We start from the raw sequence: 13887 nt of genomic DNA, 5'->3' as shown, positions 1-13887 counted from the left end.
CAGGGCGAGGGGGCTCCGGCGCGCCCGCTCAGGGCCGCCGCGGCCGCCCCGCGCCGTACAGCCACTCCTCCCAGATCCCGGCGAAGTCCTTGTCCGGGGCCGCCCCCTCGACGTACGACGTGAAGTCGCCGGTGTCCGCGTTGCCGTGCCGGTGCTCCCGCGCCCAGCCCCGCAGCAGCGCGCGGAACGCGTCGTCACCGACCGTCTGCCGCACCTTGTGCAGCACCATCGCGCCACGCCAGTAGACCGGGACACCGGAGATCCGCGCCGCCCCGGGCGGCCGGGCGGGCGCGAAGGACCACAGCTCCTGGTCGGACGCGGCGTCCGGGAAGTACTCCCCGGCGTACAGCGCGTCGAAGGTCCGCTGCGCGCTGTCTCCGCCGTGGTCCTCCCGCCACAGCCACTCCGCGTAGGTCGCGAACCCCTCGTTGAGCCACATGTCCCGCCAGGACTCCGGGGTGACCGAGTCGCCGTACCACTGGTGGGCGAGCTCATGGACCAGCAGCGGAAGGTCGGGCGCACCGGGGAAGACCGGCCGGTTCTGCGTCTCCAGCGCGTACCCGGCGTCCTCGGGGCGCTCCACGATCGCGCCGGTGGAGGAGAACGGGTACGGTCCGAAGACCTTCTCCGCCCAGGACACCACCTCGGGAATCCGCGCCAGGACCGCACGGCTCGCCTCCGCCTGTGCCGGATCGACGGCCGTGTACACCGGCAGCCCGCCCGCGGTCACCGTGCGCCGGACCTCGTACCTGCCGATGGCCAGCGTCGCGAGGTAGCTCGCCATCGGCTCACCGGTGCGCCAGCGGTACGTCGTACGGCTCCCCGCGCGCTCCTCACCGGCCGGCTCCCCGTTGGACACCACCCGCAAGCCCTTCGGCACGGTCACCGCCACGGCGTACGTCGCCTTGTCGGAGGGGTGGTGGTTGCCCGGGAACCACGTCATGGACCCCACCGGCTCCCCCAGCGCCAGCGCACCCTCCGCCGTACGCAGCCAGCCCTCCTCGGAGCCGTCCGGGTCGGTGAGGGTCACCGGGGCGCCGCCGTAGCGGACCGTCACCCGGAAGACGCCGTCCACGGCCTCGCGCGGGCGGACGGTCAGCTCCTGCCCGTCACGGCTCCAGCGCGCGGCCGCACCGTCGACCGTGACCTCCTCGACGTCGAGGCCCTCGAGGTCGAGGTTCAGCGCGGGCAGACCTCGCGTCGCCCGGGCGGTGATCGTCGCGGTGCCGGTGAGACGGTGCGCGCCGGGGTCGTAGGCGAGGTCGAGGGCGTAGTGCCGGACGTCGTAGCCGCCGTTGCCGGCCTTCGGGAAATACGGATCACCGAGGCCGGCGCTGTCGGCGGAATCCCCGGATCCGCCGCCGCAGGCGGCCACCGAGACCGCGAGCAGGGCGGCGGCGGCACCACGGGACCAGGGGCGGGGGAAGCGCACCCCCGGATCCTATGAGGACCGCCCCGTCAGGGCGTGACACCATCACCCCCGTGCTCGACATCGGCTATGCCCTCTCCAACCGCTTCCCCGACCCCCCGCAGACCGACTACCGCCGCGCGGACGTCCACGCCCTGCGCCACGACCTCTTCTGCGGAGACGTCTACCTCGCCGACACCACCTCGGACCGCGAACTGTCCACAGCCTGGGGATGGGTGCCGGTGCTCGACTTCGCCTGGGCCCTGTGCGACATCGTCGAGCACGTCGACCGGGACCCCGCCGGCTCCCGCGCCTCCCGCCCCCAGCACGCGGAACTGGACTTCACCGAATCCACCGACCGCCTGCTCTTCGAGCGCCGCTTCGGCTGGGTGGACATCGAGGCCGACTGGCAGTCGGCCGACGAACCCCCGCTGACCTTCTCCCACACCGAACTCCGCCGCGAGGCCCGCGACTTCCTCCACGACCTCCTCGCCGACCTCACGGACCTCCACGAGGACCTCGCCGAGAACCCCGCCATCTGGACCCTCCAGGCCCGCTTCCCCCGACTCCCGTAACCCCCCTCTCCCCTCAGCCCTCGACCCTGATCCCCAGCTCCCCCGCCAGCACCGGCGCCAGGTCCAGGAGCTGGGACGTGCTGATCACCGCACCCGACAGCCGGTCCACCCCCCTCGCGATCTCCAGCGAGGCGGCGCCCCGCAGATCCACGTCCTTCAGCGTCACCCCCGACAGGTCCGCCCCCTTGAGCGCGCAGTCCACGAACTCCACCCGCTCCAACCGGGCACCGCCGAAGTCCGGCTCGACCAGCACACAGCCCTCGAAGACGACGTCCTTCAGACGGGCCGACCGCAGGTTCAGGAAGTCGAGCTTGCCGCCGCGGACCAGCACCCGCTCCAGCACCGCCCCGTGCAACTGCGCCCCGCCCAGCCGCGCCTCCGTCACCTCCACATCCCGCAGCGTCGCCTCCACGAGATCGGTGCCCACCCCCCGGACACCGGCCAGCACCGAGTCCAGCACCCGCACCCGGGACAGCCGCGCCCCGTCCAGCGCACACCCCGTCAGCGCGCAGTCCATGAAACGCGCCCCGCCGCCGTCCTGCCCCGCGAGATCCGCCTCCAGGAACTCCAGCCCGTCGTAATCCCCGTCCGGCTCCAGCGCGCCCTCGAACCGCTCCAACGCGGGCAGCCGCAGCTCGGGGCGCCGCGCCCCCTTCACTCCCGGACCACCCACCGCTCTCCTCGCCATGCCCCCATGCTGCACCCACCCACTGACAATCCCCCCGACCTGCGAAAACGCCCCGCATGTCACAATCCCGCGCACCCCCCTCGTCGTATCCCCAAAGCCGGAAGGCGACCCCGACCGAGGGAGACCCCAGCCATGCACCGCATCACCGTCGTCGGCGGCGGCTTCGCCGGCCTCACCGCCGCCATCACCGCCGCCGAGGCGGGCGCCAAGGTCACCGTTCACGAGGCCCACCACACCCTCGGCGGCCGCGCCCGCACCGCCGAGCACACCTACCGCACCAACGAGGGACCGCACGCCCTCTACAACGGCGGCCCCCACTGGACCTGGCTCCGGCAGCGTGGCCTCATCGGCCCCCTCGCCCCGCTCCCGCCCCTGGAAGCCGCCCGGCTCCGCCTCCGCCACCGCGGCACACTGCGCCGCACCCCGCCCCTCGCCCTGTTGAGACTGCTGCGCCGAAGCGTCGCCGAGGCACCCGCCGACACCGACTTCCTCACCTGGGCCACCCGGATCGCCGGCGAGGACGGCGCACGGGCCGCCGCCCACTACGCGGCCGTCGCCGTCTTCCACCACGATCCGGGCTCGCTGTCCGCCGCGTTCGTCCAGGAGCGCCTGCGCCGCGCCACCAAGCTGCCCCCGGAGGCGCACTACCCGCGCGGCGGCTGGGGCGGACTCATCGACCGGATGGCCGCCCGCGCGTGGAACCTCGGCGTACGCATGGAAACCCTCTCCCGCGTGACCACCCTGCCCACCGACACCCCCGTCGTCGTGGCCACGTCCCTCGACTCCGCCCGCCGCCTCCTCGGCGACCCCACCCTCACCTGGCCCAGCGGCCGCACCGTCCTGGTCGACCTCGCCGTACGCACCCGGCGCAAGGACGCCTTCGCCGTGTCCGACCTGGACGCCCCCGGCTGGCTGGAGCGGTTCACCGCCCAGGACCGCACCCTCGCCCCCGCCGGCGAACAGCTGATCCAGGGCCAGATCCCCATCGCCCCCGGCCGGTCCAAGGCCGACGGCACCGCCCGCGCGGAGGAACTCCTCGACCTCGCCTTCGAGGGCTGGCGCTCACGCGTCACCTGGCGACGGGACGCCGTGGCGAACGGCCGCACCGGCGCCGTCGACCTGCCCGGCACCACCTGGCGCGACCGCCCCGCCATCGACCGCGGCGACGGCCTCTACCTCGCCGGCGACCAGGTCGCCGCACCCGGCGTCCTCTCCGAGGTCTCCTTCAACAGCGCGCTGACCGCCGTCTCCCTCGCCCTCGGCCGGAACGCGCTTGACCTCAAGCACGCTTGAGGCCGAAGGGTGGGAACCGCAGCGACACCGGACACGACACCCCCGGGGGATTCCACATGCACGCCATCCGCCTCCACGCCTTCGGCCCCGCCGAGAACCTCACCTACGAGGAGGCCGACGACCCGCGGCCGGGACCCGGACAGGTCCGGATCGCCGTCCGCGCGGCGGGCGTCCACCTCCTCGACGTGGCCCTGCGAGAGGGCGCACAAGGCCCCGGCCCGGCCCCCGCCACCCTCCCGACCATCCCCGGCCGCGAAGTCGCCGGAGTCGTCGACGCACTGGGCGACGGCGCCCCCGAACACCTGCTCGGCACCCGCGTCGTCGCCCACCTCGGCTTCGTCCCCGGCGGCTACGCCGAACTCGCCGTCACCGACACCGACCGCCTGCACGAGATCCCCGAACGCCTCGACTTCGCCGAAGCCGTCGCCATGATCGGCACCGGCCGTACGACGATGGGGATCGTCCAGTTCGCCGAACCCGGCCCGGACGACGTGGTCGTCGTCCCGGCGGCCGCCGGCGGCATCGGCACCCTCCTCGTGCAGTACGCCAAGAACGCCGGCGCCACCGTCATCGGCCTCTCCGGCGGCCCCCGGAAGACCGCACGCGTCACGGCGAACGGCGCCGACCACGCCATCGACTACACCGCCCCCGGCTGGCCCGAACGCCTCGCCGCCCACCAGGGCGAGGTCACCCTCGTCTACGACGGCGTCGGCGGCGACGTCGCCCGCGCGACGGTCGCCCTGCTCTCCCCGCGCGGCCGGCACGTCGTCTTCGGCTGGACCTCCCAGGGCATCAGCAGCGACAGCCCGTACGTCGTCGAAGGCACCACCGTCAACGTCCTCGGCCCCGAGATGATGCGCAGAGCAGGCGGCCCCGACCCCGTCCGCACCCTCGAACTACGCGCCCTCGCCCAGGCCGCCGAAGGCCGCCTCACCCCGGCCGTCCACCGCTTCCCGCTCGCCCGGGCCGCGGAAGCCCACCGCGCCCTGGAGAACAGGGCCACGACCGGAAAAGTCGTACTGGAGCCGTAGCCGACACCACTACCGTGCGAGACGTGATCGACATCCCCGCGGAACTCGCCGCCGCCCAGGAGAAGTACAACAAAGAGGCCGGCCGCGCCTTCATCGCCGCCCTCCCAGACCTGACCACGGCCTTCCTGAACCGCTGGCGACTGCGCGTCACCGGGGCGCCCATGCACGGCGTGAGCGCCCTGGTCCTCCCCGTCACCCGCGCGGACGGCACACACGCGGTGCTCAAACTCCAGATCCGCGACCACGAGAGCGAGGGCGAACCGATCGCCCTGCGCCTGTGGAACGGCGACGGAGCGGTCCGCCTCCTCGACCACGACGAACCCACCGGCACCATGCTCCTGGAACGCCTCGACGCCTCCCGGATGCTCTCCCACCAGGACGACACCCACGAAGCCGTCCTGGTCATCGCCCGCCTCCTCGCCCACCTCCACACCACCCCCGCCCCCGCGGACATGCGCCGCCTCGGCGACATCACAAGCGTCATGCTGGAGCGCACCCCCGCCGCCCTGGCCCGGATCCCCGACCCGGCCGCCCGCCGCATCGTCGCCGACTGCGCCGCCGCCGTACGCGAGGTCGCCGACGAACCCGGCGACCGGCTCCTCCACTGGGACCTGCACTTCGACAACGTCCTGGCCGCCGACCGCGCCCCCTGGCTCGCCATCGACCCCAAACCCCTCGCCGGCGACCCCGCCTTCGACCTCTGGCCCGCCCTGAACAACCGCTTCGACCCCGACGACATCACCTGGCGCTTCGACGCCATGACCGACGTCCTCGCCCTGGACCGCACGCGCGCACGCGCGTGGACCTACGGCCGCCTCCTGCAGAACTGCCTGTGGGAAACCGAGGACGGCCGCCCCCTGGACGAGGCGGACCTGGAGATCGCGCGCCGACTGCAGGGTCGTACGACATGAGAGATCCCAGGCCGGAAGGGGTCCGACCTGGGATCTCGGCAGAGCCCCCTGTCGGATTCGAACCGACGACCTACGCATTACAAGTGCGTTGCTCTGGCCAACTGAGCTAAGGAGGCGCCGCGCTGCGCGCGCGAAGGCTGCTCCACTGTACACAGAGCGGGTTTCGCCCAGCCACGCACTTCCGGCAGTGCGATGATCACGCACGAAATCGAACAGTCATCCCCGCGGCCGAAAGTTTCCGCGAAATTCACAGCCCTGGAACTACTGACAAGCAGGTGAACGGCAGGTACCGTCCTGAGCCAGTTCACTCATGTGGACCAACACCACAACGGGACATCCGTCGTGGCAACACCTTCCTACTCGGATCGTCCGGCACGTTCCTGCCGGTAGAAGGGGACCATTCACCATGGCCACTGTCACGTTCGACAAGGCGACCCGGATCTACCCCGGCTCCACCAAGCCCGCCGTCGACGCCCTCGAGATCGACATCGCGGACGGCGAGTTCCTCGTCCTGGTCGGCCCGTCCGGTTGCGGCAAGTCCACCTCGCTCCGCATGCTCGCGGGGCTCGAGGACGTCAACGGCGGTGCCATCCGCATCGGTGACCGCGACGTCACGCACCTGCCGCCGAAGGACCGGGACATCGCCATGGTGTTCCAGAACTACGCGCTCTACCCGCACATGTCGGTCGCCGACAACATGGGCTTCGCGCTCAAGATCGCCGGCGTCAACAAGGCGGAGATCCGGCAGAAGGTCGAGGAGGCCGCGAAGATCCTCGACCTCACCGAGTACCTGGACCGCAAGCCGAAGGCGCTCTCCGGAGGTCAGCGCCAGCGTGTCGCGATGGGCCGCGCGATCGTGCGTGAGCCGCAGGTGTTCCTCATGGACGAGCCGCTGTCCAACCTGGACGCCAAGCTCCGTGTGTCCACGCGTACGCAGATCGCCTCGCTGCAGCGCCGTCTCGGCATCACCACGGTCTACGTCACCCACGACCAGGTCGAGGCCCTCACCATGGGTGACCGTGTCGCGGTCCTCAAGGACGGTCTCCTCCAGCAGGTCGACACGCCGCGCAACATGTACGACAAGCCCGCGAACCTGTTCGTCGCCGGCTTCATCGGCTCCCCGGCCATGAACCTGGTCGAGGTCCCGGTCGCCGACGGCGGTGTGAAGTTCGGCAACACGGTGGTGCCGGTGCAGCGTGACGCGCTCTCCGCCACCAGCGACAAGACCGTCACCGTGGGCGTGCGCCCCGAGCACTTCGACGTGGCCGGCGCCGACGCCGACAAGGGTCTCGCGGTCACCGTGAACGTCGTCGAGGAGCTCGGCTCCGACGCGTTCGTGTACGGCACCGCCCAGGTCGGCGGCGAGTCCAAGGACATCGTCGTCCGCGTCGGCGGCCGTGAGGTCCCGGAGAAGGGCAGCCAGCTGCACGTCGTGCCGCGCGCGGGTGAGACCCACGTGTTCTCGACGTCGACCGGTGCGCGCCTGTCCGACTGACGCCGTTTTCGCGAAGGGCCCCGCAGTGTGCTGCGGGGCCCTTCGCGTTGTCGACAAATACCCCGGCACAACGGGCATTTCGACCTCGTACGTCAACACGCCGGCCGGAGCGCGAGGTTCCGCGTCACCCGTAACGGTGACGGAATGTTTTCTTTCCGCTACCGGGCGCTACCCTCACACGCGTGAAGCACTCCATTAACCGTCAGACGCGTCGCGGCCGGGGCCCCGCCCGCCGGATCGGCCGCTCCCTCGCCTTCGTCCTGCCCGTCGTCCTGGTGCTCTCCGGGACACTCGCGGTCGCGCGGGTCAACTGGTCGGGGAGCCCGTCGAGCCCCGTGCTCGCCGCCTCGGACACCTCCGCCTCCGGTGCGTCCTCGCGTGCCGGTGAGCGTGCGCCGCAGCATGTGCTGCGGGACATGCTGCTGGTGGAGATGCGGGAGAAGGACCCGGGTGTGGCACTCACCCATCTCCAGCAGGCCGTGAACGACCGCCCGTCGCTGGCGAAGCACTGCACGTCCATCGCCCGCACCCTCGGCAAGGCGGCGGTCCGTGTCTACGGCCCCACCAAGGCCCAGTCCTACGCCCGCCCGGTCTGCGACACCTCCTTCGCCTCGGGCATCACCACAGCCAACAGCTGACCCCCGCCGCCGACGGCGACGAGGCCGACGAGATGCTCGACCCGGGCTTCCCGCCCGACCGGCCACCCCGCCACGCCCAAGCCTCCACGCTCCGCGACGGCACCCACCCACGCCTCCACCCTCCGCCACGGCACCCACCCACGCCCCCACCCTCCGCGATCCGCCCTCCGCCCTCCGCCCTCCGCAGGCAGCCGCGCCTCCACCCTCCGTCCTCCGCGGACAGCCACGCCTCCGCCCTCCGCGGGCAGTCGTGCCGCTGGGGCGGCACGGGTGGGCGCGACGGCACCCCGCAAACACCGGGCTGCGCAACACCCCCCGGCCACCCCACCGCGGAGCACCCCCGCACCGGCGCGGGGGCCCGCACAGCCGCGGCCCACCCCCGGCGCGAGGCACCCGCACCACCCCCCAACCCCCCGCAAGCGCCGCGTAAAGTGCGGGCATGACCGATCCGCGCGCCGTCGCCCGCCCCACCCAAGCCGTAGTCCTGGCCGGAGGCCAGGGATCCCGGCTGCGCCCGTACACCGACGACCGCCCCAAGCCGATGGTCGAGATCCCCGGCACGGGAACCCCGATCATCGGCCACCAGCTCACCTGGCTCGCCGAGGAGGGCGTGACCGATGTCGTGGTCTCCTGCGGCCACCTCGCCGAGGTACTGCAGAAGTGGCTGGAGACCGCGGACCTCCCCCTCTCGGTCACCACGGTCGTCGAGACGGAACCCCTCGGCCGCGGCGGCGGCCTGAAGTACGCCGCGGCCCGCCTTCCGCACCCTGACCGCCCCTGGTACGCCACCAACGGCGACATCTGGACCCGTTTCTCGCTGCGTGACATGGCCGACTTCCACACCGAGCGGGACGCCGTCGCGACGCTCGCCCTGGCCCGCCCGCGCATCCCGTGGGGCGCGGTGCGCACCGACGGCTTCGGGCACATCACGGACTTCATCGAGGCGCCGCCGTCGACCTTCGAGATCAACGCGGGTGTGTACGTCTTCTCCCCCGAGTTCTCCGGCCTCCTCCCGGAGCGCGGCGACCACGAGCGCACCACGTTCCCGCATCTCGCGCGCGAGCGGCGGCTGGCCGGTTTCCCGATCCCGCAGGGCTCCTACTGGCGGGCCATCGACACCGCGAAGGACCTGACGGAGGCCGCGAAGGAACTCTCGGCCCAGGGCCGCTAGGACGCCGCGGGGCCACTGGGCCGGCGCAGCGCCACCGCACACCGCCGTACGACGACGGGGTCCCGCACGACATCCGTGCGGGACCCCGTCGTCGTATGCGGGCCAGGGGGTGTCGTCTGGATCAGCTCGGCTCCAGTGAGCGGTGCCCTGCAGCCAAGCCGAGCGGGGTCTGGCGCCGTACATCGCAAGGCGGAGGAGGGCGACAGGGCGGAGCCCTGGCAACCGACGACAACGCGGCGAAGTGCGATACCAGACCCCGCGACCCCGACAAGATCCAAACGACACCCCCTAGCCCAGAAGCCCGCCCACCAGCCCCGGCTCACCCGACGTGCCGCCGCTGCCGCCGTTCGGGCTGCCGGAGGCGCCGCCCGAGGTGGGCCCCGAGGTGGTGCTTGGGGCCTGGTCGGCCGGGGTGGACTGCTGGGGCGGGGCCTGGCCGGTGCTGCCCTGGGTCTGGCCGGGCGCGCCGGTGGTGGCCGCTCCGGCGCCCTGGGTCGCGCCGGGGCTGGTGGTGCCGGCGGACGGGCTCGTCGTACCGGAGGTGGCGCCCTGGGTGGGCGAGGTGGAGGCGGACGGGGTCCGCTTCTCCTTCGGGCGTTCGCCGGAGTCGTCCGGCAGCGGGGAGCCGGGCAGTTCGTTGCGCGGGGCCTCGCCGGGCCCGGGGACGACGACCCGGTCGGTGTCGCGGACGGCGCCGCCGAGGAGTGAGCCGGCGAGCATGCTGAATCCGCAGACGACGAACGCGACGAGGGCGCCGCGCCGCAGGACGTAGCGGCGCAGGTCCCAGATGTCGGCGCGGGGGCCGAGCCGGCGCCAGGCCCCGCCGGCGAGGCGGCCGTCGACGGAGTAGACGGGGGCGCCCGCGATGATCAGCGGTGACCAGGCGGCGAGGTAGATGATGTCGGGCGTCTCGTAGGCGGGGACGCTCTTCCAGCTGACGGTGACCAGCAGGGCCGCGGAGAGGGTCGCCCCGACGACTGCGGCGACGCGCTGCCAGCAGCCGAGGACGGTGAGGACACCGACGACGATCTGGGCGAAGGCGATGGCCAGTCCGGAGCCGATGGGGTGTTCGAGGGCGAACTGGCGCAGCGGCTCGGCGACTTCCCACGGGTGCAGGGTGTGCAGCCACTTGACCATGGAGCCGCGTTGGCCGCCGTCGAAGTAGAGCGGGTCGCACAGCTTGCCCATGCCGGCGTAGACGGAGATGCCGCCGAGGAAGACACGCAGGGGGAGCAGGACGACGCCGAGGTTCATCCGGCGGCCGGGGTAGTAGGCGTGCCGGGCCGGGTCGTCGCCGCCGTGCCGCCTGCCGCGCCGGCCGGTCCCCTCCGCCTCGTCGTAGGAGCCGTAGGAGTCGTACGCGGGATCGTCCGGCCCGGCGTAGGCCGGCTCGTCGTACGCGCTGCCGACCGGCCGCATCGGGGGCAGCAGGGGTCCGTCGGCCGGACCACGCTGGGCGCCGACGAGCGGGGTCTCGAGGGTCTGGGTGACGGAGTCGTCGTAGCCGGTGCCGGGGTGCGGGACGAGCCGGGTGGCGCCGGAGTCGGTGAGCCGCTCGTCGGCGGGGCGGACGCCTTCGTGCCGTACGGCCTGGAGGAGCCGGTGGGCGCCGGTGTCGTCGGGCGCGGACCGGCCGCTCCAGACGACGGGCCGGCGGCGGGCGGCCTGGCCGGGCGTGCCCACGGTGGTGACCACGGGGATGCGGGCGGTGTCCTCGGCGGCGCTCATGTGCCGTGCGATCCGCGGCGACGAGGCGCGCCGCGCCGAGACGCCCAGCTGCACGCGGAAGCTGGCGTGATTGACGATGACCTGCGCCGGATCGCTCGGCACCTTCACCATGCTCAGCGCGGGAGCGTCGTCGAGTGCCGACGAGCGGTCCCCCGTGGGTGTGCGGGGTGTTCTGGTGTCCACACTCATCTAACCGAGTGACATGCCGTTAGGACACTGCCTTGACCCGGCGGATGTGTCCGGACCGCGTCAAGCCGGTCCGGACCGCCCGGAACACTCCATGTGGGTGACCTGACCGAACACCCGTTCAGGCGCGCCGGCGTGCCGCCTCGTACAGCACGATGCCCGCCGCCACACCGGCGGCACCCCTCTCTGCCGCACTCGCACGCTGCGCGGCTTCGCACGGCCGCGCCGGCCTCCGACCGGCGCCCTCCGCCGGCCCCGAAGGGTCAGCCCCGCCGGCGTGCCGCCTCATACAGCACGATGCCCGCCGCCACACCGGCGTTGAGCGATTCGGCGCCGCCCGGCATCGGGATCCGCACCCGGTGGTCGCAGGTCTCGCCGACCAGCCGGGAGAGTCCCTTGCCCTCGCTGCCGACGACGATGACGACCGGGCCGTCGAGCGCGGCCAGCTCACTGATCTCGGCCTCCCCGTCGGCGGCCAGACCGACGACCGTGATCCCCGCCTTCTTGTACGCCTCCAGCGCGCGCGTCAGATTGGTGGCACGGGCGACGGGCGTACGGGCGGCCGCGCCGGCGGAGGTCTTCCAGGCGCCGGCGGTCATGCCGGCGGCCCGCCGCTCGGGCACGACGACGCCGTGGCCGCCGAACGCGGACACGGAGCGGACGACCGCGCCGAGGTTGCGCGGGTCGGTGACGCCGTCGAGGGCGACGATCAGCGGGTCCTCGCCCTCGTCGTGGGCGCCGGCGACGAGGTCCTCGGGGTGCGCGTACTCGTACGGCGGGACCTGGAGCACCAGGCCCTGGTGGTTCAGGCCGTTGGTCATCCGGTCGAGCTCGGGACGCGGGGCCTCCATGAGGTTGATGCCGCCGCGCTCGGCCGCGAGCTGGAGCGCCTCGCGCACCCGCTCGTCGTTGTCGATGAACTGCTGGACGTACAGCATGGTCGCGGGTACGCCCTCGCGCAGCGCCTCGACGACCGGGTTGCGGCCGACGACGAGTTCCGAGGTCGAGCGGCCGCCGCCGCGCCGCTGCTGCGGGCGGCCGCCCTGGGCGCGGCGGACCTTCGCCTGGGCGGCGCGCTGCTTGGCGTGCCCCTTGCGCATCTCGGCGGGCGGCGTCGGGCCCTTGCCTTCCAGGCCCCGGCGTCGCTGGCCGCCACTGCCGACCTGCGCGCCCTTCTTGCCGGACATGCGGCGGTTGTTCGCGGCCATGAGGTATCCGTCTCCGTTGTGTCGTGGGTGGTGCTTGGGTGTCTGCGTCGGTGAGGTGTGCCCAAGAAGTGTGCCGCCCGGAGGCCCGGACGGCACAATCGATCTTCAGGCACCGTGGCCGGAGGCCTCAGCGGGGGCCGAGACTCCAGCGCGGTCCTTGCGGGCTGTCCTCGATGACCAGGCCGGACTGGCCCAGCTGGTCGCGGATGGCGTCCGCGGTGGGCCAGTCCTTGCGGACCCGGGCGGCCTCACGCTGGTCGAGGACCATGCGTACGAGGGTGTCGACCACGCCGTGGAGGTCGTCGCCGCGGTCGTTCTCGCCGGCCCAGTGCGGGTCCAGCGGGTCGAGGCCGAGCACGCCGAGCATGGCGCGGACCTCTGCGAGGCGGGCGACGGCCTCCTCCTTGTCGTCGGCGGCCAGCGCGCTGTTGCCCTGCCGGACGGTGGTGTGCACGATGGCGAGCGCCTGCGGGACACCCAGGTCGTCGTCCATCGCCTCGGCGAACGCGGGCGGCACCTCGGGGGCGGGCTCGACGACTCCGCCGGCCTTCTCCATCACGCGCTGCACGAAGCCCTCGATCCGCGCGAACGCGGACTCGGCCTCGCGCAGGGCCTCCTCGCTGTACTCGATCATCGACCGGTAGTGCGGGGTGCCGAGGTAGTAGCGGAGCACGATGGGGCGCCAGCGCTTGACCATCTCGGAGACCAGGACGCTGTTGCCGAGCGACTTCGACATCTTCTCGCCGCTCATGGTGACCCACGCGTTGTGCACCCAGTAGCGGGCGAACTCGTCGCCGTACGCCTTGGCCTGGGCGATCTCGTTCTCGTGGTGCGGGAAGATCAGGTCGAGGCCGCCGCCGTGGATGTCGAAGGCGCTGCCGAGGTACTTGTGCGCCATCGCCGAGCACTCGAGGTGCCAGCCGGGGCGGCCGCGGCCCCATGGGGTCTCCCAGCTGGGCTCGCCGGGCTTGGCCGCCTTCCACATCGCGAAGTCGCGCGGGTCCCGCTTGCCGGTCTCGCCCTCGGCGGACGGCTGGAGCAGATTGTCGAGTTCCTGGTTGGACAGGCCCAGGTACTCGGGGAACGAGGTGACGGCGAAGTACACGTTGCCGTCGGCCTCGTAGGCGTGGCCGCGCTCGATGAGGCCGCGCATCATCTCGACCATCTCGGTGATGTGGCCGGTGGCGCGCGGCTCGTAGGTCGGCGGCAGGCAGCCGAGGGCGTGGTAGCCGTCGGTGAAGGCGCGCTCGTTGTCGTAGCCGATGGACCACCAGGGGCGGTGCTGCTCGGCGGACTTGGCGATGATCTTGTCGTCGATGTCGGTGACGTTGCGGATGAACGTCACCGACAGTCCGCGGTACTCCAACCAGCGGCGCATGATGTCGAAGTTCAGGCCCGAGCGGATGTGGCCGATGTGCGGGGCGGCCTGCACGGTGGCACCGCAGAGGTAGATCGAGACACAGCCCGGCTGGAGCGGGGTGAAGTCACGGATCTGCCGGGCGCTGGTGTCGTACAGGCGAATAGTCACGGGACCAGGGTAGTAGGCCCCGGGGCG

The 13887-nt window shown here is 72.6% G+C and carries 12 protein-coding genes and 1 tRNA gene; 7 read left to right on the top strand and 6 right to left on the bottom strand.

The window, feature by feature from the left end; genetic code table 11:
- Positions 1-28: 28 nt before the first annotated feature.
- Positions 29-1432, bottom strand: coding sequence for a M1 family metallopeptidase (locus ACGFR9_RS13130; protein WP_393206607.1), 1404 nt, complete (start codon positions 1430-1432; stop codon positions 29-31).
- Positions 1433-1482: 50 nt separating this feature from the next.
- On the opposite strand from ACGFR9_RS13130, the gene ACGFR9_RS13125 reads away from it, so the two are divergent.
- Positions 1483-1983 (top strand): hypothetical protein, encoded by a 501-nt coding sequence (locus tag ACGFR9_RS13125; RefSeq protein WP_393206604.1) that lies wholly within the window; start codon positions 1483-1485, stop codon positions 1981-1983.
- Positions 1984-1996: 13 nt separating this feature from the next.
- Here ACGFR9_RS13125 and ACGFR9_RS13120 read toward each other — a convergent pair whose 3' ends face one another.
- Positions 1997-2671, bottom strand: coding sequence for a pentapeptide repeat-containing protein (locus tag ACGFR9_RS13120; protein ID WP_393206601.1), 675 nt, complete (start codon positions 2669-2671; stop codon positions 1997-1999).
- Between the two features lie 132 nt (positions 2672-2803).
- Here ACGFR9_RS13120 and ACGFR9_RS13115 point away from each other — a divergent pair, with 132 nt between their 5' ends.
- Genes ACGFR9_RS13115 through ACGFR9_RS13105 form a run of 3 tightly spaced genes read left to right on the top strand, consistent with a single transcriptional unit; the run spans position 2804 to position 5906 of the window.
- Positions 2804-3964: an FAD-dependent oxidoreductase gene (locus ACGFR9_RS13115; protein ID WP_393206598.1), complete on the top strand. Its 1161-nt coding sequence runs from the start codon at positions 2804-2806 to the stop codon at positions 3962-3964.
- A 56-nt stretch (positions 3965-4020) separates the two neighbouring features.
- Positions 4021-4995: a zinc-binding dehydrogenase gene (locus ACGFR9_RS13110; RefSeq protein WP_393206595.1), complete on the top strand. Its 975-nt coding sequence runs from the start codon at positions 4021-4023 to the stop codon at positions 4993-4995.
- Positions 4996-5009: 14 nt separating this feature from the next.
- Complete coding sequence (locus ACGFR9_RS13105; RefSeq protein WP_393206592.1) at positions 5010-5906, top strand: aminoglycoside phosphotransferase family protein; 897 nt, start codon at positions 5010-5012, stop codon at positions 5904-5906.
- Positions 5907-5948: 42 nt separating this feature from the next.
- Here ACGFR9_RS13105 and ACGFR9_RS13100 read toward each other — a convergent pair.
- Positions 5949-6022, bottom strand: a tRNA-Thr gene (locus ACGFR9_RS13100).
- Positions 6023-6312: 290 nt separating this feature from the next.
- On the opposite strand from ACGFR9_RS13100, the gene ACGFR9_RS13095 reads away from it, so the two are divergent.
- From ACGFR9_RS13095 to ACGFR9_RS13085, 3 genes are all read left to right on the top strand, one after another.
- Positions 6313-7401, top strand: coding sequence for an ABC transporter ATP-binding protein (locus ACGFR9_RS13095; protein ID WP_393206589.1), 1089 nt, complete (start codon positions 6313-6315; stop codon positions 7399-7401).
- 182 nt (positions 7402-7583) lie between these two features.
- The gene (locus tag ACGFR9_RS13090) at positions 7584-8039 is read left to right on the top strand and encodes a hypothetical protein (protein ID WP_393206586.1); all 456 of its coding nucleotides are present in this window, start codon (positions 7584-7586) and stop codon (positions 8037-8039) included.
- A 439-nt stretch (positions 8040-8478) separates the two neighbouring features.
- Positions 8479-9210: an NDP-sugar synthase gene (locus ACGFR9_RS13085; protein ID WP_393206583.1), complete on the top strand. Its 732-nt coding sequence runs from the start codon at positions 8479-8481 to the stop codon at positions 9208-9210.
- Positions 9211-9498: 288 nt separating this feature from the next.
- On the opposite strand, the gene ACGFR9_RS13080 is transcribed toward ACGFR9_RS13085, so the two are convergent.
- The 3 genes from ACGFR9_RS13080 to cysS all read right to left on the bottom strand — a co-directional run bounded on the left by ACGFR9_RS13080 (position 9499) and on the right by cysS (position 13860).
- On the bottom strand, positions 9499-11127 hold the full coding sequence (locus ACGFR9_RS13080; protein ID WP_393206580.1) for a DoxX family membrane protein: 1629 nt from the start codon (positions 11125-11127) through the stop codon (positions 9499-9501).
- Positions 11128-11387: 260 nt separating this feature from the next.
- On the bottom strand, positions 11388-12332 hold the full coding sequence (gene rlmB / locus ACGFR9_RS13075) for a 23S rRNA (guanosine(2251)-2'-O)-methyltransferase RlmB (RefSeq protein WP_393206577.1): 945 nt from the start codon (positions 12330-12332) through the stop codon (positions 11388-11390).
- A 127-nt stretch (positions 12333-12459) separates the two neighbouring features.
- Positions 12460-13860, bottom strand: a complete 1401-nt coding sequence (gene cysS, locus ACGFR9_RS13070; RefSeq protein WP_393206574.1) for a cysteine--tRNA ligase — start codon at positions 13858-13860, stop codon at positions 12460-12462.
- Positions 13861-13887: the final 27 nt, after the last annotated feature.

The sequence above is a fragment of the Streptomyces sp. NPDC048584 genome (genome assembly GCF_043199595.1).
Taxonomy (GTDB): domain Bacteria; phylum Actinomycetota; class Actinomycetes; order Streptomycetales; family Streptomycetaceae; genus Streptomyces; species Streptomyces edwardsiae.
Note: the sequence above shows the minus strand (reverse complement) of the source record. Positions and strands in the feature narration are given on the sequence as shown.

What these genes read in the sequence shown, in the direction of transcription:
- ACGFR9_RS13115 (WP_393206598.1), top strand. Translation starts at nt 2,804, where the DNA reads ATGCACCGCATCACCGTCGTCGGCGGCGGCTTCGCCGGCCTCACCGCC.
- ACGFR9_RS13080 (WP_393206580.1), bottom strand. Translation starts at nt 11,127, where the DNA reads ATGAGTGTGGACACCAGAACACCCCGCACACCCACGGGGGACCGCTCG.
- rlmB (WP_393206577.1), bottom strand. Translation starts at nt 12,332, where the DNA reads ATGGCCGCGAACAACCGCCGCATGTCCGGCAAGAAGGGCGCGCAGGTC.
- ACGFR9_RS13095 (WP_393206589.1), top strand. Translation starts at nt 6,313, where the DNA reads ATGGCCACTGTCACGTTCGACAAGGCGACCCGGATCTACCCCGGCTCC.
- ACGFR9_RS13120 (WP_393206601.1), bottom strand. Translation starts at nt 2,671, where the DNA reads ATGGCGAGGAGAGCGGTGGGTGGTCCGGGAGTGAAGGGGGCGCGGCGC.
- ACGFR9_RS13085 (WP_393206583.1), top strand. Translation starts at nt 8,479, where the DNA reads ATGACCGATCCGCGCGCCGTCGCCCGCCCCACCCAAGCCGTAGTCCTG.
- ACGFR9_RS13110 (WP_393206595.1), top strand. Translation starts at nt 4,021, where the DNA reads ATGCACGCCATCCGCCTCCACGCCTTCGGCCCCGCCGAGAACCTCACC.